At 42.5% G+C, this 22819-nt stretch carries 16 protein-coding genes; 11 read left to right on the forward strand and 5 right to left on the reverse strand.

Annotated elements, in window-relative coordinates; all coding sequences use genetic code 11:
* The 3 genes from AC1DPZ_RS03595 to AC1DPZ_RS03605 all read left to right on the forward strand — a co-directional run.
* Positions 1-2408, forward strand: a 2408-nt coding sequence (locus AC1DPZ_RS03595) for a SusC/RagA family TonB-linked outer membrane protein (RefSeq protein WP_477401305.1), incomplete at its 5' end; no start/stop codon positions are given.
* Positions 2409-2442: 34 nt separating this feature from the next.
* Entirely contained in the window at positions 2443-3957 is a 1515-nt protein-coding gene (locus AC1DPZ_RS03600; RefSeq protein WP_477401307.1) for a RagB/SusD family nutrient uptake outer membrane protein, read from the forward strand.
* A 91-nt stretch (positions 3958-4048) separates the two neighbouring features.
* Positions 4049-5851 (forward strand): alkaline phosphatase, encoded by a 1803-nt coding sequence (locus AC1DPZ_RS03605; RefSeq protein ID WP_477401309.1) that lies wholly within the window; start codon positions 4049-4051, stop codon positions 5849-5851.
* Positions 5852-6006: 155 nt separating this feature from the next.
* Here AC1DPZ_RS03605 and AC1DPZ_RS03610 read toward each other — a convergent pair whose 3' ends face one another.
* A complete protein-coding gene (locus AC1DPZ_RS03610) occupies positions 6007-7497 on the reverse strand; it encodes a TonB-dependent receptor (protein ID WP_477401310.1) in 1491 nt (496 codons plus the stop codon).
* A gap of 318 nt (positions 7498-7815) precedes the next feature.
* Here AC1DPZ_RS03610 and AC1DPZ_RS03615 point away from each other — a divergent pair, with 318 nt between their 5' ends.
* From AC1DPZ_RS03615 to AC1DPZ_RS03650, 8 genes are all read left to right on the forward strand, one after another.
* On the forward strand, positions 7816-10356 hold the full coding sequence (locus AC1DPZ_RS03615; RefSeq protein WP_477401312.1) for a T9SS type B sorting domain-containing protein: 2541 nt from the start codon (positions 7816-7818) through the stop codon (positions 10354-10356).
* Positions 10353-11339: a PorP/SprF family type IX secretion system membrane protein gene (locus AC1DPZ_RS03620; RefSeq protein ID WP_477401314.1), complete on the forward strand. Its 987-nt coding sequence runs from the start codon at positions 10353-10355 to the stop codon at positions 11337-11339. The genes AC1DPZ_RS03615 and AC1DPZ_RS03620 overlap by 4 nt, the downstream gene beginning before the upstream one ends.
* 4 nt (positions 11340-11343) lie before the next feature.
* The gene (locus AC1DPZ_RS03625) at positions 11344-13065 is read left to right on the forward strand and encodes an OmpA family protein (RefSeq protein WP_477401316.1); all 1722 of its coding nucleotides are present in this window, start codon (positions 11344-11346) and stop codon (positions 13063-13065) included.
* 107 nt (positions 13066-13172) lie between these two features.
* Positions 13173-14516, forward strand: a complete 1344-nt coding sequence (locus tag AC1DPZ_RS03630) for a deoxyguanosinetriphosphate triphosphohydrolase (RefSeq protein WP_477401317.1) — start codon at positions 13173-13175, stop codon at positions 14514-14516.
* 201 nt (positions 14517-14717) lie between these two features.
* Positions 14718-15743, forward strand: a complete 1026-nt coding sequence (locus AC1DPZ_RS03635; RefSeq protein WP_477401318.1) for a LacI family DNA-binding transcriptional regulator — start codon at positions 14718-14720, stop codon at positions 15741-15743.
* Between the two features lie 223 nt (positions 15744-15966).
* Positions 15967-16905, forward strand: coding sequence for a dihydrodipicolinate synthase family protein (locus tag AC1DPZ_RS03640; protein WP_477401320.1), 939 nt, complete (start codon positions 15967-15969; stop codon positions 16903-16905).
* 83 nt (positions 16906-16988) lie between these two features.
* The gene (locus AC1DPZ_RS03645) at positions 16989-17990 is read left to right on the forward strand and encodes a 4-hydroxyproline epimerase (protein ID WP_477401321.1); all 1002 of its coding nucleotides are present in this window, start codon (positions 16989-16991) and stop codon (positions 17988-17990) included.
* 193 nt (positions 17991-18183) lie between these two features.
* Positions 18184-19428 (forward strand): NAD(P)/FAD-dependent oxidoreductase, encoded by a 1245-nt coding sequence (locus AC1DPZ_RS03650; protein WP_477401323.1) that lies wholly within the window; start codon positions 18184-18186, stop codon positions 19426-19428.
* A 90-nt stretch (positions 19429-19518) separates the two neighbouring features.
* Here the strand turns inward: AC1DPZ_RS03650 and AC1DPZ_RS03655 are convergent, their stop codons facing one another.
* The 4 genes from AC1DPZ_RS03655 to AC1DPZ_RS03670 form a co-directional block, all read right to left on the reverse strand.
* Entirely contained in the window at positions 19519-20601 is a 1083-nt protein-coding gene (locus AC1DPZ_RS03655) for a serine hydrolase domain-containing protein (RefSeq protein WP_477401324.1), read from the reverse strand.
* 52 nt (positions 20602-20653) lie between these two features.
* Positions 20654-21064, reverse strand: coding sequence for a hypothetical protein (locus AC1DPZ_RS03660; RefSeq protein WP_477401326.1), 411 nt, complete (start codon positions 21062-21064; stop codon positions 20654-20656).
* Between the two features lie 26 nt (positions 21065-21090).
* Positions 21091-21813 carry a hypothetical protein gene (locus AC1DPZ_RS03665; protein ID WP_477401327.1) on the reverse strand — a complete coding sequence of 241 codons (723 nt, stop codon included), beginning with the start codon at positions 21811-21813 and terminating at the stop codon, positions 21091-21093.
* A 67-nt stretch (positions 21814-21880) separates the two neighbouring features.
* The gene (locus AC1DPZ_RS03670) at positions 21881-22726 is read right to left on the reverse strand and encodes a sterol desaturase family protein (protein ID WP_477401329.1); all 846 of its coding nucleotides are present in this window, start codon (positions 22724-22726) and stop codon (positions 21881-21883) included.
* Between the last annotated feature and the right edge of the window lie 93 nt (positions 22727-22819).

A 22819-nucleotide genomic window follows, 5' to 3' on the forward strand; every position in this document is an offset into this window, starting at 1 on the left:
GTGTAATACTAATAACCACAAAACGTGGTAAACAAGGCAAAACCAATTTGGATATTTCGGTAAAAGGGGGTAATCAAAATGCTTTAAAAATATTGCAGGCCTTAAATGCGGCCGAATACGCTGATGCCATTAATACTGCCTATGATAATGCAGGTAAAACCCGCCTGCCAGCTTTTGATGCAACTGTAAACCCCGATTCGCGTATTACCCGCACCAACTGGACTGATGCGCTTTTCAGAACAGGGCATGTACAGGATTATAGCCTTAATATAAGCGGTGGTAATGATAAATCGACATTTTATGTGTCGGGAGGTTATCGTAAAAACGATGCTATCCTTTTAAATACAAATGCGCTGCGTTACAACTTCAGGGTAAATTCTGATCACCAGATAAAAGACTGGCTTAAAATGGGCGAAAGCATGTCCTTTTCCTACAATAACGGCCAGGGGGCCAATACAACAAGCGCTTATACAGGTGCTATATTGTCGGCCATATTTTATCCGCCCAACGCGTCAATTTATAATGCCGATGGCAGCTTTGGCGGTGTGCCTGCACAGTATGCTGGTTCTTACGGCGATGTTATTAACCCGGTTGCTTATTTAAAACGTTTGGATAACAGCGATGCGGTTACCAGCTTCACCATAAACCCTTATGTGGAAATTAGCATACTTAAGGGCCTAAAGTTTCGCTCAAATCTGGCGGTAACTAAAAACCTGGAAACTATCAAAAACTTCAGCACCAGGATATTGGAACCCGGGAAAAAGTTTTTTGATAACTTCCTTTTACAGCAACAAAACAATTCCAGGACCATACTTGCCGAGCAAACCCTGACATTTGACAGAACATTTGGCCAGGATCATCACATCAGCGCGTTGGCGGGTTATACTTACCAGGATGATACACAGGAATTTTTTAGCGTTAATACGGATAATTACCAAAGCGAAGATCCGGCTTACCGATATATTATTAATGGTACGCTCAACCCTACCGGTGTGCCTTTGCAGGGCAATAAAAATGAAGCGGCCCTTATCTCTTATTTGGGCAGGGTAGGGTACGATTATAAAGGCAAATACTTTGTTAACGGCATTATTCGTCGTGATGCTTCATCAATTATAGGGAATAAAAACCGGACGCAAATATATCCAGGGGTATCTGCCGGATGGCTGATCAGTAAAGAATCGTTCTTTCCTGCCGATGGCCTGGTTTCATTTGCTAAATTAAGAGCAAGCTATGGTAAATCGGGTAACCTGGCTGGTTTGCCAAATTTTCCTACCTCTGTATCTTTAACCAAAACTTCAGGTTATCTCGGCAGTCCTGCTGCAATCATAGCGGGTTCTGCAGTTGATGGTTTGGCAAACCCGAACATAAAATGGGAAAAAGCAACTCAAACCGATATCGGTTTTGATTTAGGTTTGATGAATGGTCAGTTAAATATTACGGGTGATGTATTTGTAAAGAAAAATACGCAGTTTATATTTCAACCTCCCGTAGCGGCTGTTTTTGGGGTATCAAACGCACCATTTGTAAATGGAGGCGAGATTCAGAACAAGGGTATCGAATTAGCGGTTAAATACCAGAGCAGTATTGGTCAGCTTCACTATAACTTTGCTGCCAATGGTTCTTATATTAAAAACAAGATCATGGATATTTTGCCAGGGCAGCAAGCTATCCTGTCAAACCCTACTGTAAGGGGTAACCTTGTGCCGGTTCAATTACAGCAAGGGTACTCATTATATTCTTTCTTTGGATACAAAACTGCGGGGCTATTTCAAACACAGGATGAGGTAAACAACTATAAAAGCTCAACGGGCACGCTTATCCAGCCAAATGCAAAACCGGGCGATATAAAATTCCTTGACCTTAATGGCGATGGCAAGCTTAGCGATGCCGATAAAACCTATATAGGTACCCCTTTTCCAAAATTCAATTATGGGTTTACTGCCAACTTTAACTACGGCAATTTCGATCTGAGTGTGTTTTTGCAGGGCATTGCCGGCAATAAAATTTTCAATGCTGTTAAGTATACTGGTTTAAATGCGTCTATCCAGAACTATAACTTGTTGGCCGATGCTAAAAATGCGTGGTCGCCTTCCCATACCAATACCAGCATACCAAGGCTTTCGGCAAGTGATGCCAATGGCAACTTTGGTAATGTATCTGATTTTTATGTAGAAGATGGTTCATATATGCGTATCAAAAACGTAACGCTGGGTTATACCTTGCCTAAAACGCTGATAAATAAAATTGGGGTACGTAGTGCAAGGATTTTTGCCAATGCACAAAACCTGGCCACATTCACAAAATATTCAGGTCTGGACCCCGAGGTTGGTATCGGTCAAAACGGTGTTGATTTAGGTCTTTATCCACAATCAAGAATAATTTTAATTGGTGTTAACGTAGGCTTATAATCATATACATACAAGAATTTAAGGAGATAATAAGATGAAAATCAAAAATATAGTTACAAAAGGCTTGCTGGGTGCAATGATTGTTATAGTTATGCAAGGTTGTAAAAAAGGCACTTTAGATAATATTAAACCTACAGGCACGCCCACAACAGCCAACTTCTGGAAAACGGCCAGTGATGCCCAGGCAGCAGCCAATGGCTTATATGAAAAACAGAGTAATAGCGAGGATATGTACGGGAGGGGCTACTTTTGGCTTATCAACGCCAGCGACGATATGGTTGTTGGCCGCACATCTGCCGATAGGGAAAATATAAAAAACTTTGTTTGTACAGGTAACGAAAGCAGTATTTATGCGCCATGGTCGTTACACTTTATAGTGATGAAAAGGGCAAATGACGTTATAGCTAACGTTCCGGCCATCAATATGGATCAGGCCACCAAAAACTTTATATTGGGGCAGGCTTATTTTGTACACGCTGTAATGCACCTGGAAATAGCCGATTTATATGGTACAGATAAACAAGGCGCACCTGTTCAAAACCGTGCTAATCCAATTGCATTCCCACTACAGCTGGCATCCGTAAAAGACAATTATGCATACATCGAGGCTGATTTAAAGAAAGCGGCATCGCTGTTGCCTTATTTTGATAAGCTTGCAAAAACAGATTATGGCCGCGCGCATAAAACAGCTGCCTGGGCATACCTGGCTAAAACTTACCTGCACGCAAAAGACTATGTCAATGCCGAAAAATATGYCGATTCGGTTATTTCAAGTGGAAAACACGCCTTATTAACCAATTATGCCGATGTATTTAAAATAGCCAATAACTATAGTTCAGAATATATATGGTCTGTAGCCAGCAATTTAAACGGCCAAAGTATTTTACCAGGCGCAATGCTTGAGAATAAAGGCTGGGGGCTATATAATGGTTTTGGTTACTTTCAACCTACTAAGGAACTGGTTGACGAGTTTGAAACCGGTGATAAAAGGCTGGCGACAACCATCCTTAAAAATGGCGATACTTTTCAATACTTTGGTCAAACCTATACTTACCCCATTGGTGGCAAAAGCAACAGCCTAACCGGTTACCAGTTTAATAAATACATGGAGCCATTTAGCTATGCAGGTGGGATACATATAAGCCCTAACGGCGATGAACCGTCAACTGATTTAAACGTGCCTTTACTACGCTACGCCGAGATATTGCTGATAAAAGCCGAGGCACAAATTATGCAGGGTAAAAATGGAGATGCAGCTTTAAACCAGGTACGTGTAAGAGCTGGTTTACCAGCGAAATCAGGTGTTACTATGGCCGATTTGAAACATGAGCGCCGCGTTGAGCTGGCCGGTGAGTGGAGCGATCGTAATTTTGACCTTGTGCGCTGGGGTGATGCACAGGCAACTTATGCAAAACCCTTACACGGCGCCAACGGTTCGGAGGTGTGGAAAGCGCGCAACTTTGATCCGGCAAGGGATAATGTATGGCCTATTCCGCCTAAAGATATCCAGATAAGCCAGGGCCAGTTGAAACAAAATGCGGGCTGGTAATTAAATTTATACCTTTAAAACCGGGCAGCGCCCGGTTTTTTACATTACAATAAAAAYGAAAAACAGTACTGCAATTATTTTGCTTACCGCTATGCTGCTCAACATCAGTATGGCGGCCACTGCCCAAATTAAGGCATATACGGTAGCCGATGCCCACTCGCATAACGATTATAAAAACAATATTCCTTTTTACCGTGCATATGAAAAAGGTTTCGGATCTATAGAAGCCGATGTTTATGCGGTTAACGGGCAGTTAATGGTTGCCCATGATAAAAAGGAGATTAGCCCCGGCCGGTCTTTTAAAATTTTATACCTCGATCCCTTAATTGAAAAGTTCAACCGCGATCAGCAACGGCATTTAAGACTGCTTATTGAAATTAAAGAAGATTATAAAGCCGTACTGCCACTGGTAATAAAAGAACTTAAGCCGCTTGAAAAGTATTTTTTATACGACGGGCATCCCGGCAGGCTATCTATAGTGATGACAGGTGCTGTTCCGCCTGCTGCTGAAATGGTTAACTACCCGGCCTGGATGTCATTTGATGTTGACCATTTGGATGGTTTTACTACAGCAGAATGGAAAAAGGTAGGCATGGTAAGTTTTCCCTTCAGTAAATATGTACATTGGAATGGTAAAGGCGTTTTAAACCCGGAGGAGATAAGCAGGGTAAAAGGCGGGATAGACAGTGTCCATAATGCCGGTAAAATGATACGTTTTTGGGAAACGCCCGATACCAAAAGTAGTTGGCTGGCCATGATGCGCCTGGGAGTTGATGTAATTGGTGCCGATAAGATTGAAGAGTTTGGCGATTTTTTGAATAAAAAAGAAAGAGCTGAATATACAGCCCCGCAGCCATATGCTGTATATCACCCCACTTATAAATCAGATGGTGAAGTAAAAAAGGTTAAGAACATCATTTTATGCATCGGCGATGGTATGGGTTTATCGCAAATATATGCTACCTATACTGCCAACAGGGGGCAGCTTAATATATTCCAGATGCTGAATATCGGCTTTTCTGTTACCTACTCGGCCGATGCTTATATTACCGACTCGGCGGCAGGCGCTACTGCCTTTGCCTCGGGGCAAAAAACAAATGACAGGGCTGTAGGTGTTGATCCGGCTGGTAAACCGTTACGCTCACTGGCAGATTATAGTGCTGATGCCGGTAAAAAAACAGCTGATATTGTAGTATGCGAGTTAACAGATGCCACACCAGCTGCATTTTATGCGCATGAATCTGAAAGGAGCAATGCAACTGCTATTGCAAATCAGATAGTATCTTCACCTGTTGATATATTTTTAGGCTCGGCCTATAAGGATTTTACCCACCCGGTAAACGGCCAAACACCGATTGATAAAATGAAACAACGGGGGTATACCGTAATTCGTAATTTTGATGATTTTTTAAGTACGCCAGCTACAAAAATCCTCGCTTTAGTGGATGATAGCGTAACCAGGCCCAAAATGGATGGCCGGGGAAACTATTTGCCGCTGGCATTTAAGAAGGTAACCCAAGCCTTTAAAAATGTACCAAACGGGTTTTTTATGATGATAGAAGGATCGCAGATTGACCATGGGGGCCATAGCAATAACCTTAAGCAGGTAATTACCGAAAACAGCGACTTTGACCGTGTAGTTGGCGATGCCCTACGCTTTGCCGATGAGGATGGCGAAACACTGGTTATTATTACTGCCGATCACGAAACAGGCGGCTTAACATTATTGGATGGTAATATCAATAAAGGCTATGTTTGGGGTGATTTTAGTACAAACGATCATACCGGCACGCCTGTACCTGTTTTTACTTACGGCCCGCATTCGCTTGATTTCAGGGGTGTTTTTAACAATACCGATATTTTTAACAAAATAAAATCCTTGCTAAATAAGTGATTAACTATTGATTTGTTGGTCACCAAAAAAAAGCCGTCTCATGAATAATTGTGAGGCGGCTTTGTATATCGTATTGGAGTAATGGTACTTATTACTATTTTATCCCGAAGAGGGTTGGATTATGAGTATTAAATCGCCAAACCTGCAAAACCGGACTAAACAGTACCCATTGCGGTTTTATTATCATCTTCATTAGCAATAGCATCTTTTACAGCAGTATTTTCACAGGCATACCCAAACAAACACCTGTCTTTTATCATGGTAGCAACCTCGGCGGGTACAAATTCTTCCCATCCGCTTACGCCCTGTTTTATGAGTTGTAATACTTTATCTGTTTCTACATGTAGGTTACTCTCATTATAATGCCTGATATCTTCTATTTTATTATTGGCTATCAGGTAACGGTACAGATCCATGAGGTGAGGAGGTGGATTAAACTTAAGGCAATTCCAGATAACCCCATTACGCAAAGTGGGGTAAATGAATAGTTTTACTTTGCGGCTGAATAGGGTGGCAAACGATTCCAGAATACCACCCGGAAGATCCTGGTAATGTTCCTCAGAAAAAACATATTCCAGGTTGGGGTAGCCCAAAACCACGCCCATCTTCAATTTAGTGATCTTTGACAGATAGGCCACTAATTTATAATATTCATGAAAATTGGAGATCATTACCGTTTGCCCAAGCGAGCATAGAATATCCACCCGATCAAGGAAATCTTTTTCATCAATTTCTGCAGTCAGGTCGGCGTTCCTTTCTTTTAATGATTGCAACGTAAGTTCGGTAACTACCACAACGTTTTCCTTGTCAACATCGGGTTCCTGCATAAATTGTTTAACACCCGTATTGAGCATATCTAAATGCACATTAATGATTGGGCGGAAACGTCCGCGTATCACCACGATATGCTTCTTATACAAAACTTCAGAAGGCTGCAGATTTTTACCGTTGGGGCTAAAAACGGCCGCATCCGAAAAGCCATATTTTACCAGGTGTAAACTCATCAGGCGGTTATCTACCTTAGTAAAGTCGGGTCCTTCAAAACGGATCATATCTATCTGGATCCGGTCTCTGGATAGGTTATCCATTAATGAAAGCAAAAACACAGGAGCGATCTCATTGTAATAAAAACAGGCATACATGAGGTTTACGCCCAATATTCCTACTGCTTGTTGCTGCAAATTATTATCATTATCTAATAATTTTACATGTAGCACTACATCGTTAAACGCTCCATTCGGCTCCAGCTGAAAACGCACGCCCATCCAGCCATGCCCATCATTTGTTTTGTTATAATTAAGCGCCGATACCGTATCAGAAAAGGCAAAGAATGTTGTTGTATCTCCGCGCTGCTTGGCCAGGCGTTCAATTAACAGGCCATACTCATGATCAAGCATCGAAATCAGGCGCGATTCACTTACATATCGGCGCACCTGCTGCACTCCGTAGATGGCATCAGAAAAGGTCATATCATAAGCCGACATGGTTTTGGCAATGGTGCCCGATGATGCACCAGCCTTGAAAAAATTGGCGGCTACATCTTGTCCGGCGCCAATTTCGGCAAACGAGCCATAAATTGAGGGGTCGAGATTAATGGCAAGCGCTTTTTGTTTTGTCCCAATATCTTTATTATGAATACTATTCATGCACTTTTTATTTGTTATTAACTATGCCCAAAATCACGAAGCGATAAGACGATATAAAATTACGATTTTTTAGGTAATAGGTAGTTAAATATTAGGAAAAAGGCAAGGAAACAGGTTTTATTTTTTAATAAAGGTATCAAATTAAGCTTTCGGGTTGTTTACTTATTAACAAATCTTAATAAAGTAAATACAATAGAAAAAGAATGCGGAGCAGGTATTACGATCGGTGAAATACTTAATTATTCTTTCTTATCCGGCTGATTTTTTTATCCTCATTTCACCTGCTTTTTATAACTTACCGCTTTATAAAAAACGTACATGCTGAAAAGCGTAACCTTAGCCCACTATAAGCTTTGTAAATGTTATAAATTACCGGTAATGAGCCGGTTCATTACAGTAATAGCGGTTTTGTTTATTTTAATAGTACCCGCCGGTTTGCTGGCCGAGGGCAGTAAGGAGCTAAATTCAAACGGTGGCAGCCGGGCCTACCTGTTTTCGAGCACTACTACAAACAATGCATCATTCCCTTTCCCAACTTTAGGTACCATGAAGGTGTATGTAAAGGTTGGCGAAAGTATTTATGCAGGCTCAAGTGCCCAGGGAATTAATTCAGGTTCCATCAGCCTGCGCGCACCCGACGGCGCCACTTATACCAGCGTGGCTGCAGGAAACAATGGCCTTATCCTTAATCGCGCACAAGAAATGGCCGGGCCTCTGCCTAATACGGGCGGTTATACCCCATTTATTAAAATTGTTCAGGCAGGACAGGAAGGAGTTTGGGAAGTTGACTTTATTGCAGAAAATCCCGGCGTCGATCTTGGCGGAAACCCACCTGCCGTACCCGCCAGTGCCAATTGGACCCAACCAACTGCCGAGTATATAGCCGCTTTTGATGTATCTGTACGTAATGCTACTAACACCGGCTTTATAAGCGGCAGAGTTTATACACAGGTTTTTTCGGGCATATTGGGTACGTTCAATGTAGGGTTTAATGGCATATTTCATATTTTAACCAGGGATGGATACCGGTATACACTCAACAATAATGGGCAGGCAGGCAACGGATTTACCTTTTTTGTAAACAATAAAGGTTTTAGGAATGCCGATGGTTTAGCATCTTATAAAAGTATCAACGGCCTTAGTGCCAATATTAATGTGCAGGATCCGCGGGCGGCTGATACACCAACAGATATTACGCAGAAAATATTCTTTAACACCCCGGCGGCAGATATGCCGGCCGTTGCTAATACGCCGGGTTCTGCCACAACCTGGCTGTTAAATACACCTGCTGCACCTGCAATAAGCAATGTAACTTTTACCGGGACAGAAGGAACCGCAGGAAAGGCTGGTACCAGCCCTTTAGGAGCCGATTTTACCTTTAATATTACCGGTAACGGTAGCTACATAATTGCCATTGATGTGAACCGCAATGGCCTGTACACCGACGCTATCGACCGGAGACTAACCGGTCAGGCAAATGCCGGCGCCAACCAGGTGCATTGGGATGGTTTGGATGGATTGGGCAACAAGGTAACGGCTAATACCGCCGCGCTTTATAAAGCCAATATAGCTATAACTACCACAGCCGGGGAGGTGCATTTCCCATTTTTTGATGTAGAGCGAAATGTGAATGGGTTACTGCTCAGTCGTACCAATGGTACTTTTGCCCCCGATGATTCGCTTTATTGGGATGATACACCCATAACGGTTGTAGGCACGCCATCAAACCCAATTAAAAATCTTACAGGTTTAAGCAGTGCCATAAACGGCCATAAATGGGGCACCAGCACAGCTATCCCTAATAATGATGCTGATTTTGGCAATAACAAATGCATTGATACCTGGAGCTATATTAAAAGTAATCCGGTAAATACTGCCGTTAGTTTTGTGATGCAGGAGGCCGATCTTTCTGTAGAAAATATTTCTGCTATAACGGCTTGTTCGGGTCAACCGGTTATATACAAGGTAACCGTAAAAAATAACGGGCCATCCGATATTAGTACTGCGCAGTTCAGCTTTAATTTTCCTGCCGAAATTAGTGGGTTATCGGTTAGTAGCGCAGCAACTACCGGGGTATCCACAGTAAATGGCGGTACAATTACAGCAAATGCGTATCATGCCAATATCAACCTGGCCAATGGAGCGGTACGTACATTTACTATGACAGGGAAGGTGGCCTTAACAGCAGGTGGCGATCTTACCGTTTCTACGGGAATTTTGCGCCCGGCAGATGTAACCGATCCTGACGCTACGAATCCCGATGCAACGCCACCGGCGGACGCGGCTATTGAGTGCAGCGCATTGCCATCTGGTACGGGGTGTAACAACATTAAAACCAATACTGTTAACATTACCATTGGCCCGGATGCCGGTCCCGATCAAACGATATTGCAAAACGCGCAGGCTACAATGGCTGCTACAGGTATGGGTACCTGGACACAGGCCGGCAATGATGCGCTGGCAGCCACAATTACCAATCCGGCAAGTGCCGCCACTACCATAACAGGCTTAAATAGTTTGGGCCTGTATCATTTCATTTATACCAACACCAGCGGATGCGCGGATACGGTGGTGCTAAAGGTTATATCAACCGATCTGGATATTCCCAACATCATCACTCCCAATAATGATGGCAAAAATGATGCTTTTAAAATTGTGGGCCTTGAAAGCTATGCCGGTTCACAATTGCTGATCTTTAATCGCTGGGGTAATGAGGTTTACCGGGCTGATAATTATAAGAACGACTGGAGCGGCAACGGCCTGGCCGAAGCCACCTACTATTATATCCTGAACAGGAAAGAACATACCGGCGAAACCATCCCGTTTAAGGGCTGGGTGTTTTTAAAATTAAGTAAATGATGCGTAGCTGTAAACTATATATGCTAATAACCGGCCTTGTTTTACTCACAGTAAAATTGCAGGCCCAGCAAAGTATACAGTTTAGCCAGTATCTGTTTAATGGTTTGGCAGTAAACCCGGCTTACGCCGGTTATAAAGAGGATTGGACTGTCAACTTAAGCAGCCGCATTCAATGGGTGGGAATTAATGATGCACCCAAAACGGGTACGGTATCGGTTGATGGTTTAACAAACAGTACCAATCAAAATATTGGGTTAGGACTCATTGCTACGTTTGATAAATTGGGCCCCGAAAGCACTTCATCAGTATATTTAAACTACGCCTACCGGTTGAGGCTGGATGAAGATGACACCAAACGGTTAAGCTTCGGGATTGGCTTCGGGGCCATACAATACCGGTTAGATGGTACTAAATTTAACGCCACGGATGATGGCGACGCCAATATACCTGCGGGAATCCAAAGTAATGTGACGCCCGATTTTCGTTTCGGGGTATACTATTACTCGCCAAAGGTTTATTTTGGTGCATCGGTATTTAATTTGTTATGGGGGCTGGGTAATGCGGTTGATCATTTGCAGCAGTATAAGCAAGCACGAACAGTGTATTTAATGGGTGGTACCATGATCCCGCTGAACCCATTCATCGATCTTAAACCTTCACTGATGATCAAGGAGGATTTTAAAGGGCCAACCAATATGGATGTAAGTAATTATGTGGTGTTTAACAAGACGGTATGGCTGGGGGCATCCTACCGTACCGGAATTAACCTATGGAATAAAAGCAACCTGCAAAGCGGACTGGACAAAACCGACGCAGTAGCAGCTATAGTACAGTTTTATGCGAATGACCATTTCAGGATAGGTTACTCTTATGATTTTACAACCAGTAAGCTGGCCAGTTCGCAAAGCGGATCGCACGAGCTGTCGCTCAGTATCAGTTTCCCGGGTAAAAATCAAAGAGTTATTAGTCCACGATATTTTTAAGCAGATGAGGAAGTTTATATTGATCGGGATGTTTATGACTTTGCTTGCAAAGGTAGTCTGCGGACAAGAGCAGTTATCCATAAAGCAACAGGCCGATAAGTTTTTTGAACGCTATGAATATTTCAAAAGCCTGAAATTCTACCTGAAACTGGCAGATCGCGGAAAACCAGATGTGAAACTGGCAGAGCGCATTGCCACCTGCTACCGCTATACAAACCATTACCCGGAAGCTGAAGAATGGTATGTAAAAGCGTTAACAGATCCTAAAGCCGAAAAGCTCAGTCATTATTTTTATGCCGAAGTATTGCTCAGGGATCAGAAGTTTGACCAGGCCAAACAGCAATATAAACTTTACTTCACAGATGATGATAGAGCCTTAGCCCTAAAAATGGCCGATTGTGATTCGGCCATGGTGTGSATGAAGCAGCCATCGCTATACAAGGTGAGCAATGCCGGGAATGTAAACACCCTATATTCTGACTGGGGAGCAGCTTACGATGGCAAAGCAGGGATTGTATTCACATCCGACCGTGAAGCTGGCGATGGTAAAATAGATAAACGTACCGGCAATGGCTGGTTTAAATTATATACATACGATTTAAACACCAGGGAAACAAAGCCATTTTCTTTAGATGGAGGTAATAGCACGGAATTTGAAGATGCATATCATGTTGGTCCGATGGTTTTGAACCATACAAGCGACACCGCCTACATTACGCTTACTACCGAAGTAATGGCTAAGAAAATACCAATAGATAAGCGTATTGGCAAAAACGGGCAAAGGCTTTATACACGCCGCCTGCAACTGGTAATGGCTGTAAAAAAGAATGAACGCTGGGTTATCTCGGGTAGTTTCCCTTACAATAATGTTCAACTGTATTCGGTTGGTAATGCTGCCTTATCCAGGGATGGTAAGCTGATCTATTTCAGTTCAGATATGCCCGGGGGTATGGGTAAAACCGACCTGTGGTACTGTGAAAAACTTGCGGATGGGTTATGGGAAAAGCCCGTGAATTGTGGCCAAATCATTAACAGCAGAGAGGAGGAAAACTTTCCTAATGTAGATGAAAATGGCATTTTGTATTACGCATCCAAGGGCTTGCCCGGTATGGGCGGCTACGAAATTTATGCCGCGCATGGCGAAAAGGCTAATTGGGGTACACCGCAAAACCTGAAATACCCCATTAACACCACCAGCGATGATTTTAATTTTATAACTAAGGATGGCCAAAGTGGTTACCTGTCATCAAACCGCGATAACGGCAAGGGCAGCGACGATATTTATACTTTTACCCTCACTAAGGATACTGTACCAATAAAGCCGGCGGCCGAATCGCCCAAGCCTGTGTTTGCCACAACAAATCCGGATTTTTCGGTCAGGACTATCTATTATGACCTTGATAAATCCTTCATCAGGCCCGATGCCGCTGCAGAACTGGATAAGCTGGCTGCTATTTTAAAGCAATATCCGGCATTAAAAATTGCATTATCGTCCTATTGCGATTCAAGGGCATCCTATCAATATAACCTTGCACTATCACAACGCCGGGCCAAAGCTGCAACGGATTACCTTGTTGCAAAAGGGATTTCTGTTTTGAGAATAACGGCCACAGGCTACAGCGAAACACACCTTGTAAACAAATGTGCAGAACATATAAAATGTGCCGAAACAGATCATCAACTGAACAGGAGGACTGAGGTTGAAGTAATTTGGGAAGCTAATTAGCGCCATGCTACTTATGATCATAAAATGTTCAATACTGTTTAGTTTATTGAAATTTATAGGATAATATTGCCGGGCAATAAAAACGAAGATTTTATACATCGCATATTATGAATTGGGAAACATTATTATCCGCTAAACGGTGGGGGTATGAGGATAAATATATTGCAAGTCAGGCCGATGCACGTTCTGAGTTTCAAAGGGATTATGATCGTATTATATTTTCTTCACCATTCAGGAGGCTGCAGAATAAAACCCAGGTATTCCCTTTGCCGGGGAGCATCTTTGTTCATAACCGGCTTACACATAGCCTGGAAGTAGCCAGTGTTGGCAAGTCATTAGGTCGCATATATTATAATAAATTAAAGGAAGAAGAGCCTGATCTGGATACCCGCCTGCCACTCATCAGCGAGATTGGCAACATCGTATCTGCGGCATGTTTGGCGCATGACCTTGGTAATCCGGCATTCGGGCATTCGGGCGAATCTGCAATATCCCATTACTTTACCGATGGTGACGGTATGCGTTTTAAAAAAAGCGTTACCGCTGAGCAATGGAGCGACCTGGTCAATTTTGAAGGTAATGCCAATGCGCTGCGCATTTTAACCCATCCTTATGCAGGCAAAGGATACGGCAGTTTTGCCCTTACCTATACTACCATTGCCGCTATTGCTAAATATCCGTGTGCTTCCATTGCTGGTGGCGATAAAACAAACATCTATACCAAAAAGTATGGTTTTTTCCAGTCGGAACAGGCGGGATTTGAAAAGATAGCGTCGGAGCTTCAGTTGAGTAAGGTGCAAGAATCGCCTTTGATATATAAGCGCCATCCATTAGTATACCTGGTAGAGGCCGCCGATGATATTTGTTATAATATTATCGACCTGGAAGATGCCCATCGCTTAAAAATATTATCCTACCAGGAAGTTGAAGATATAATGCTGCCATTATGCAACGATCCTAAAATGAAAGCCAGGCTGGAAGACATTGATGATACAGATGCTAAAGTAGCGTATTTACGTGCCCGGTCTATCAATACACTGATACAAGCCTGTTCCAAATTGTTTTACCAGGAGCAGCAAACTATTTTGGATGGAGATTTTAATTATTCACTGATTGATATGATAGATGAGCCGTTTCGCTCTATCATGAAAAACATCACAAAGCTATCAGTAAAAAAAATCTATAACTATTCGTCGGTAGTACAAATAGAGGTTGCGGGTTATAAGGTTATGGGAGGTATACTGGAGGAGTTTATTCCGGCCTATTTGCAAAATAGCTCCAAATACCATCAAAAACTGGTTGAATTGATCCCCAAACAATTCCTGACCAGCAAACAGGATGATTATTCAAAAATTCAAAGCGTGCTGGATTTTGTATCGGGGATGACAGACCTGTATGCGGTAGAATTGTTTAGGAAGATCAAAGGCATATCTTTTCCGTCGATGAGTTAAAATCGGGATTCTTTTTAGCAGCCTACACAACCCGGCAAATTGTTGGAGCGTTTTTTATGATATACTACTTTAGTAAACTATTATTAATAAGGATACTAAGATTAGTAAACCGATTTATTATTAAAATAAATCGATTAAAGGTTTAGCGTATAAATTCAATTTAATATATTACCCAATATTTGAAGTAAATAAAATAAGAGGGTGAAAAAAAAACTATCGATTGTTGATATAGCCAATGCGTTAAACGTATCAAAAACTACTATTTCGTTTATCCTGAACGGTCGCGCCCAGGAAAAACGGATCAGCAGCGAATTGGTTGAACGCGTAATGAAATATGTAACTGAAGTAGGGTATAAGCCCAATTCGCTTGCCAAAAGTTTACGTACAGGTAAGTCAAATACCATAGGTTTAATGGTGGAGGATATTTCGAACCCTTTTTTTGCAAGCATAGCCAGGCTGATTGAAGACCGCGCCTACAAAAACGGCTACAAAATTATTTATTGCAGTACCGATAACGATACCCACAAAACCCGCGAACTGATAGATATGTTTAGGGACAGGCATGTGGATGGTTATATTATGGCTCCGCCTGAAGGGATTGAGGAAGATATTGAATCGCTGCTAAAAGATGGTATGCCGGTCGTATTGTTTGACAGGCATTTACCTAAAGTAGATGCAGATTTTGTTGAGATAGATAATCTTTTTAGCGCATACAATGCTACACGTCACTTTATTGAGCAGGGATTTAAGAAAATCGCCTTCGTTACATTTTTTTCACCGCAAACACAAATGGTTGATCGTGTAAAAGGATATAGTGAGGCCATAAAAAGCGAAAACCTTGATGCTATAATAAAGGAGATTGCGTTTAACCACAACGACGAACTGATCATGGAGCCATTGCGTGATTTTTTAAAGGCGAACCAAAATCTTGATGCCATACTTTTTGGTAACAACCACATTGGTATCTGCTGCCTTAAGATCATGAAAGAGCTTAATATACAAGTCCCCGGCGACATAGCACTCATATCTTTTGATGATCATGATGTTTTTAAATTACACACTCCGCCTGTATCGGCCATAGCCCAGCCTGTAGAGGAGATTGCAGATAATGTGATAACCGTTTTACTAAATAAACTTAATGCACCATCGGCTCCGGAGAAATCAAAATCCATTATTTTAAAAACAGAATTGATGATCAGAAGCTCGTCGATAAAAAAGTCTAAGTAATTCCCGGAGTCACGTCCTTGTCAACAGACCGGATCCATGAACAAATTCAAGGATAACAACTGCTTTTTAGGTATGAGGTAATCATATCTTAACTCAAATTATCCTTTCTTAATCGTTTCCTCCACAAAAAAAGATCATACATGCTAAAATATGGGTAATGATTGCTAAATTGTTAGCTCAATAATTTATAATACTGTATTACTTTTGAAAAAAATATTTAGTAATGATAACTTTTGACTGGAAAGGCGTATTCCCCGCGGTAACTACAAAGTTCACAGATAGTGACGAAATTGATTTTGATGCATTTGACATCAACTTAAATGCACAGCTTGAAGCCGGTGTTGACGGCTTTATTTTAGGCGGATCATTAGGCGAAGCCAGTGTGCTTAGCGACGATGAAAAGTTTTCGTTACTGGAGCATACCATTGCTTTTGTTAATGGTAAAGTGCCTGTGATACTGAACATTGCCGAGCAAACCACCAAAGCAGCTGTAGCCTGTGCTCAAAAAGCGTTTGATACCGGTGCAGATGGACTGATGCTGTTGCCGCCAATGCGCTACAATAGCGAGGAACGTGAAACTCTTGCCTACATAGGTGCGGTTGCTAAAAGTACGCAGTTGCCGATCATGATTTATAACAACCCGGTTGATTATAAGGTTGAAGTTACGCTGAACATGTTTGAGCAGTTAGCTGCTTTTGATAATATTAAGGCGGTAAAAGAATCAACCCGCGATGTGTCAAATGTAACCCGGATGTTTAACCGTTTTGGTAACCGTTTTGCCGTATTTACAGGTGTTGATCCGTTGGCTATGGAAAGTTTAGTGATGGGTGCTGATGGTTGGGTTGCCGGTTTGGTTGATGCCTTCCCTAAAGAAACCGTTGCTATTTACCGTTTGGTAAAAGCTAACAGGATTGCAGAAGCTTTAGCTATCTACCGTTGGTTTTTACCTGTGCTTGAGCTTGATATCCACCCAAAATTAGTACAATATATAAAACTTGCCGAAGTTGCTACCGGTATTGGTACCGAAAATGTACGTGCTCCGCGTTTACCATTAATTGGCGAAGAGCGTGCTAAAGTGCAAAAGATCATCAATGACGCTTTAGCGGTACGCCCTGTATTGCCTGTAGGCAGCTGGGGAAAATTAAGCGAAGTTGAAGCTTAATATTCGATATCAAGTTAACCTATCTTAAAATTAAAGCTTGCAGTTAGCCTTTGGCTTTCTGCCTTAAGCTTTTGGCTTATATAATGAGTAGTAAAACATTTTTTTGTATAGATGCGCATACCTGCGGCAACCCGGTTAGACTGGTTGCCGGCGGCGGGCCAACGCTTAAGGGCGATAACATGAGCCAAAAGCGCCAGCATTTTTTAAAAGAGTACGACTGGATTCGTACGGGGCTGATGTTTGAGCCAAGGGGGCATGATATGATGTCGGGCAGTATATTGTACCCACCTCATGATCCCGCAAATGATGTGGCTGTATTGTTTATAGAAACCAGCGGCTGCCTGCCTATGTGCGGGCATGGCACTATAGGCACTATCACCATTGCTATTGAAGAGGGATTGATAACGCCTAGGGTACCCGGTATAGTGCGCATGGAAGCACCGGCAGGCCTTGTACTGATAGAATATAAGCAGGAAGGTAAAAAGGTAACATCAGTAAAACTGAGGAATGTTGCAGCATACCTTGCCGCAACAAATTTACAGGTAGAGTGCCCCGACCTGGGAATGCTGACCATTGATGTATCCTACGGCGGTAATTATTACGCCATTGTTGATCCGCAGCCAAATTTTGCCGGTCTTGAAAATTACACTGCCGGGCAGTTGATAGCCTGGAGCCAGGTGTTGCGCAAGCGTATTAATGAAAAATATCAATTTGTTCATCCACAGGATCCTACTATCAATACCTGTACACATATCCTTTGGGCCGGTGCTACGTTATCGGAAGATGCTACCGCCCGTAACGCTGTTTTTTATGGCGATAAAGCCATTGACAGATCCCCTTGCGGTACGGGTACATCGGCCCGCATGGCACAGTGGTTTGCAAAAGGTAAACTGAAAGTTGGCGAGCCTTTTATTCACGAAAGCATCATCGGTAGTAAATTTACCGGCAGGGTTGAGGAAGTGGTAAAGATCAATGAGATGGATGCTATTATCCCCAGTGTGGAAGGTTGGGCCAAGGTATATGGCTACAACACTATCAAGATAGATGACGACGATCCGTATGCTCACGGTTTCCAGGTGATATAAGGTTAATAAATAGATCAAGAAATATTAAATCCGTCATTGCGAGGTACGAAGCAATCCCCAACATTACAGAGCGACCAGCATGGCCGACCTGCCTATCGGGGATTGCTTCGTACCTCGCAATGACGGTTATGATTAAATTATACAATATTTAAGCTTTTGGCTTTATGCCTTTCGCTTTAAGCTTCAAAAAAATATGGCAAAAGTGCTGATCATTGGTGGTGGGATAGTTGGTTTAAGTTCGGCTTATTATTTACATAAGGCCGGGCACCAGGTTACGGTGCTTGATAAAGGTGATATGACCGATAACTGCTCATATGGAAACGCGGGTATGATAGTGCCAAGTCATTTTATTCCGCTTGCTACCCCTGGTATGGTTACACAGGGAATCCGCTGGATGTTTAACAGCAAAAGCCCTTTTTATGTTAAGCCATCCATCAACCCGCAATTAATTTCCTGGGGACTAAAATTTTTACAGAAAGCCAACGCCGGGCATGTGGAACGGTCGGCAGTACCATTAACCGAGCTTTCCTTATTAAGTAAGAAGCTTTACGAGGATTTGAGCAAAGAACCGGGTTTTGATTTCGGTTTGGTAGAGAAAGGCATCCTGATGTTTTATAAAACAGAAAAAGCAGGAGAAGAAGAAGCCCACATGGCCGAAAAGGGTAGGGAATTAGGTTTGGATATGGTAGTGCTTAGTCCGGCTGAGTGTGTTAAACTGCAACCCACCCTTAAGCTTGATGTATTGGGCGCGGTGCATTACCGTTGCGATGCGCACCTATCGCCAAATAAGCTAATGGCTGCTTTGATAAAATACCTTAAAGGTGCAGGTGTAAACCTGGTTACCAATAAAGAAGTAACCAAAATTGAAACTACCGCAGGTAAAGTAAGCGGCGTTTTATCATTTGATGAAAAGTTTACTGCCGATGAATACATTATTGCAGGTGGCTCATGGTCGCCGGCAATTGGGAAGCTGTTGGGTATAAAAATATTGCTGATGCCAGGCAAGGGCTACTCATTTAATGTGAAAGAAGAAATTCCATCCATGCAGATCCCGGCCCTGCTGGCCGAGGCCCGTGTTGCCATAACCCCTATGAATGGCGGTTTACGCTACGGTGGTACCATGGAACTGGATAAGATCAACAGCCGCATCAACACGAACCGGGTGAAGGGCATTGTAGAATCGGTGCCAAAATATTTCCCTGATTTAAAACCAGCTGTTCCGGCCGAAAAAGATACCTGGTTTGGTTTCCGCCCGTCATCTGCTGATGGCTTACCTTACATTGGCAGGAGTAATAAATTCAATAACCTCACTATCGCAACAGGGCATGGTATGATGGGGTTGAGCCTGGGCGCTGCGACAGGATTGCTGGCGCAGGAGATTATATCAGGTAAACCTACAACTATTAGTATTGAGGCTTTTGCGCCGGATAGGTCATAGTGTATTTTTAAATAATAAGACATAGGTTACCGTCAATTGCGAGGGGTGAAGCAATGAGCCCCCTTTAAATCTCCGCCGGTAGGGTTAATATCACAACGCCTCATCAACCAACTGCTTCAAAGCGTAATAACGATCATGCCTGCCCTCATTTTTAATATAAAAACACATCATGAATGCGGCATAATGCTTGTCGTTATTTATCCACGGAAAACTGCCAAATAAACCAGGGCTGCTTATGGCAGGTGTCGGGTTTTGTGGTCCGGATGCTTTCAAAACCCATTCGCCAAAACCGTATCCGGCATTGCCGGCTTCCTTTGGAGCATAGGCCACCTTTACAGCAGAGGCAATTCGGTCGGTCTGCATTTCGTTCACGCTTTTTTCAGTCAGAATTTGTTTACCGTTGTAAGTGCCTTTGTTTAGGATCATCACCAAAAAGTTCAAATAATCGGCAGGTGTACTCCATGCGCCTCCGGCCGGGAATGCTACGGGGCCTTTTCCAAAATCGGTATTAACCATACCACATGGCCCGGCAATGCGTTCAGCAAACAGCGTTTCAAAATTTTTACTGCTTATTTTTTCAATAACAGCCGCTGCCATCTGCAGGCCCACATTGCTATACCTGAACAGGGTTCCGGGTTTGCCTTCTATTGGCATCCCTGCAATGTTTTGAATGGATTCATCCATACTATGAATGTCTTTCATATCCTGCAGGCTTTTTTTTATTGGCGGGGCTTTAATGCCGGTTAGATGCGAAAGGCACTGGCTAATAGTAATACCACCCTTGCCGCTTTTTGAAAGTACGGGCAGGTATTTGCCAACAGTATCAGTCAGTTTTAATTTGCCTTCATCTACAAAGGTCATTACCAGGGCTGCGCTAAGCCATTTGCTGCAGCTGGCAACTGGTATTTTGGTGTTAGGGTTGAAGCTATCCAGGTTTGGTGTTTTGCCCATTTTGCGGGCTATCATTTTGGTGGCAAATCTTTGCTTCATACTCATGTCTGTCTTTATGCCGGTGTAAATTATTTTTCCTTCCTTATAAACCATTAATACACATCGGCCACCCATTTTTTCGGTATTGTCTGTCAGCCATTGGTCTACCTTTTCAAAATGGTGCTGGGCTTTTGCTATCGCGACAGCAAAAATAAAAAACAGCATCGTTAGGATCTTTTTCATGATATCAGCATAAATTATAAATAAGCATAAAGTAAATATGCGGCGCTTTAGGTTATTGGAATGATTTAGCCTTTTGCTTAAACTGGCTTTTCATGCCCTCTTCAAATTCTTTGTATTGTTTAAACTGTTCAGCAGTAAAAACGGGTTCCAGTTCCGCATCTTTAGCTTCCTGGAGTTTCCTGACCTGCCTGAATTTACTCATGCGGCCATCATCGCTTTTTAGTATCACCTGCATTTTGCGGGCATAGGTCAAATTTATTACCCTTACCTTTTCAGCCTGTACACTATCCAGTTTTAATTTGGTGATCATAACGCCGCTTTGATATTTCGCCCTGTCTTCGGGTGTAGAGTTTTTAAGATCTTTTCCTACGCCTTGCGCTATAGCTGGTTTGCTCAGTATAAGCATGAAAGCCATTATGCCTATCATGAACCAATCCTTTGTTGTTATTCCGTAATTTTTCATTGCTTATATTTTAGCTAAAATACTGTTTACCACTGAATAGCGTAGCTTGCGCCGCTATTTAATACTAATGTTGCCTTGTTACTACCCAGGAAGGTAATGGTACCGTTAAAGCTGAATTTATTACCAGATGATGAAGTGCCTGAAACACTAACCGCTGCTGTGCCCGACAGGATCTTCAACGTGGTTTTATCCACTGTGATATTTGATGAGGTGATGCTGAGGTTACTTGTAAAGGTATACTTACGGGCAATTTTTGAAGTTTGTGTACCTGTGCGGGTATAGGTAGTGTTAAGTACATAAGCAGTAGCGGAAGGCTGAAGACCGGTAAGCACAAATCCGCCGGTGCTTTTATCGTCCGATGACATCCTTAAACCATCATAAGTGCTGCTGCCATTAAAGTTAAAGGTTAACTGGCTGGGTACTATGCCTGCACAGGCAAGTGTATAATCCCAGCTGAGGCTGTAGTTGTAGGATGGCGTTGCACCGCTTGCACTTGATTTGCTGATGGTAGAGTCTTTTTTTACGCCACAGCTTAGGGTTACGGTTTTGTAAATACTTACCGAGCTGCTGGCCTGTAGGGTGAGGCCGCCGGTTGTTGGTACAACCGCGTCTGTAGCTACTTCGGCTGCGTCAGCCTCGGTAACGGTGGTTGAACTACTTGCTGCGCCATCTTTTTTGCAGGAATTTAAACCTAATGTAAGGCCCGATACTATTAATAACATTACCGTTGTTGTTTTCACGTTTTTCATAATATTAAATTTTAATGTTTGGATTATTATCTTTTATTTGATTTTGAATAGTTTTTGTTTTGAAGGATCAGGATACTATCGGATCATAGTTTTGCTTGCCGATTGGAGGACTTTTTAGGTTAATTGCAGCTGCCTTTTTCTTTGTTTCAGATAGCTTTTTACTGTTGAATAAGCTTATAAACCCTTGAGCGACCAGCACAAAAGGGTTGTTGCTTACAAAGCCTGTGGTAAGTCCGTAGTTTACTTTCTCGGTTTCTGGCTGATAAGTGCCGAACAATTTGTCCCAGATGATGAGCACACCACCAAAATTTTTATCGATGTAAATTGGGTTGCTGCCATGGTGAACGCGGTGCGATGAGGGCGTATCCATTATATTTTCTATTACGCCCAGTTTACCCACAACCTCGGTATGTAAACAGAACTGGTAGGCCAGGTTTAAGGCATAGGAGATCACGATAAAATCTGTTGGTAACCCCAGCAGTGCTGCCGGTATAAAAAACAGCGGACTAATAATTGCCGAGAACCAGTTGAGTCTATAGGCAGCTGTAAGGTTCATATGCATGGCCGAATGGTGAATTAAATGAAATGCCCATAATGGTTTCCAATGGTGCGAAACACGATGAAACCAGTAATAAATAAAATCGGCAGTAAAAAATGTCAACGCGAAAACCCAACCATTGCGGGGTAAATTGAACGGTGCTATGCCTGTAAAAAAGCCCAGCACAGCTAACTGGTAACCTGCAAAAATGTATTTAGAAAACTGGAAACCAGCGAATACTGAAAGATTGGCGAACGTTTCTTTGATATCATAAGTACCTTTTTCTTTTTTCCAGCTCCAGATGATCTCGGCGGTAACAAGTACCAGCAGGAGTAATAATATGTATATGCGGTAGGGGCCAACTTGATGGTTCATTTTCCTGGTATTTAAATTATATATCTTTTTGATTGACAATATAAAGTTGACCAGAAAGCGCGGCTTAAATTTTGAGAAACCCGATGAAGCTGA

Source organism: Mucilaginibacter sp. P4_G9 (genome assembly GCF_056400985.1).

Excerpts from the sequence above, each read along its gene's own strand:
- AC1DPZ_RS03660 (WP_477401326.1), bottom strand. The coding sequence starts at position 21,064 with ATGAAAAATTACGGAATAACAACAAAGGATTGGTTCATGATAGGCATA.
- AC1DPZ_RS03655 (WP_477401324.1), bottom strand. The coding sequence starts at position 20,601 with ATGAAAAAGATCCTAACGATGCTGTTTTTTATTTTTGCTGTCGCGATA.
- AC1DPZ_RS03640 (WP_477401320.1), top strand. The coding sequence starts at position 15,967 with ATGATAACTTTTGACTGGAAAGGCGTATTCCCCGCGGTAACTACAAAG.
- AC1DPZ_RS03610 (WP_477401310.1), bottom strand. The coding sequence starts at position 7,497 with ATGAATAGTATTCATAATAAAGATATTGGGACAAAACAAAAAGCGCTT.
- AC1DPZ_RS03620 (WP_477401314.1), top strand. The coding sequence starts at position 10,353 with ATGATGCGTAGCTGTAAACTATATATGCTAATAACCGGCCTTGTTTTA.
- AC1DPZ_RS03630 (WP_477401317.1), top strand. The coding sequence starts at position 13,173 with ATGAATTGGGAAACATTATTATCCGCTAAACGGTGGGGGTATGAGGAT.
- AC1DPZ_RS03650 (WP_477401323.1), top strand. The coding sequence starts at position 18,184 with ATGGCAAAAGTGCTGATCATTGGTGGTGGGATAGTTGGTTTAAGTTCG.
- AC1DPZ_RS03670 (WP_477401329.1), bottom strand. The coding sequence starts at position 22,726 with ATGAACCATCAAGTTGGCCCCTACCGCATATACATATTATTACTCCTG.
- AC1DPZ_RS03645 (WP_477401321.1), top strand. The coding sequence starts at position 16,989 with ATGAGTAGTAAAACATTTTTTTGTATAGATGCGCATACCTGCGGCAAC.
- AC1DPZ_RS03605 (WP_477401309.1), top strand. The coding sequence starts at position 4,049 with ATGCTGCTCAACATCAGTATGGCGGCCACTGCCCAAATTAAGGCATAT.
- AC1DPZ_RS03615 (WP_477401312.1), top strand. The coding sequence starts at position 7,816 with ATGCTGAAAAGCGTAACCTTAGCCCACTATAAGCTTTGTAAATGTTAT.
- AC1DPZ_RS03665 (WP_477401327.1), bottom strand. The coding sequence starts at position 21,813 with ATGAAAAACGTGAAAACAACAACGGTAATGTTATTAATAGTATCGGGC.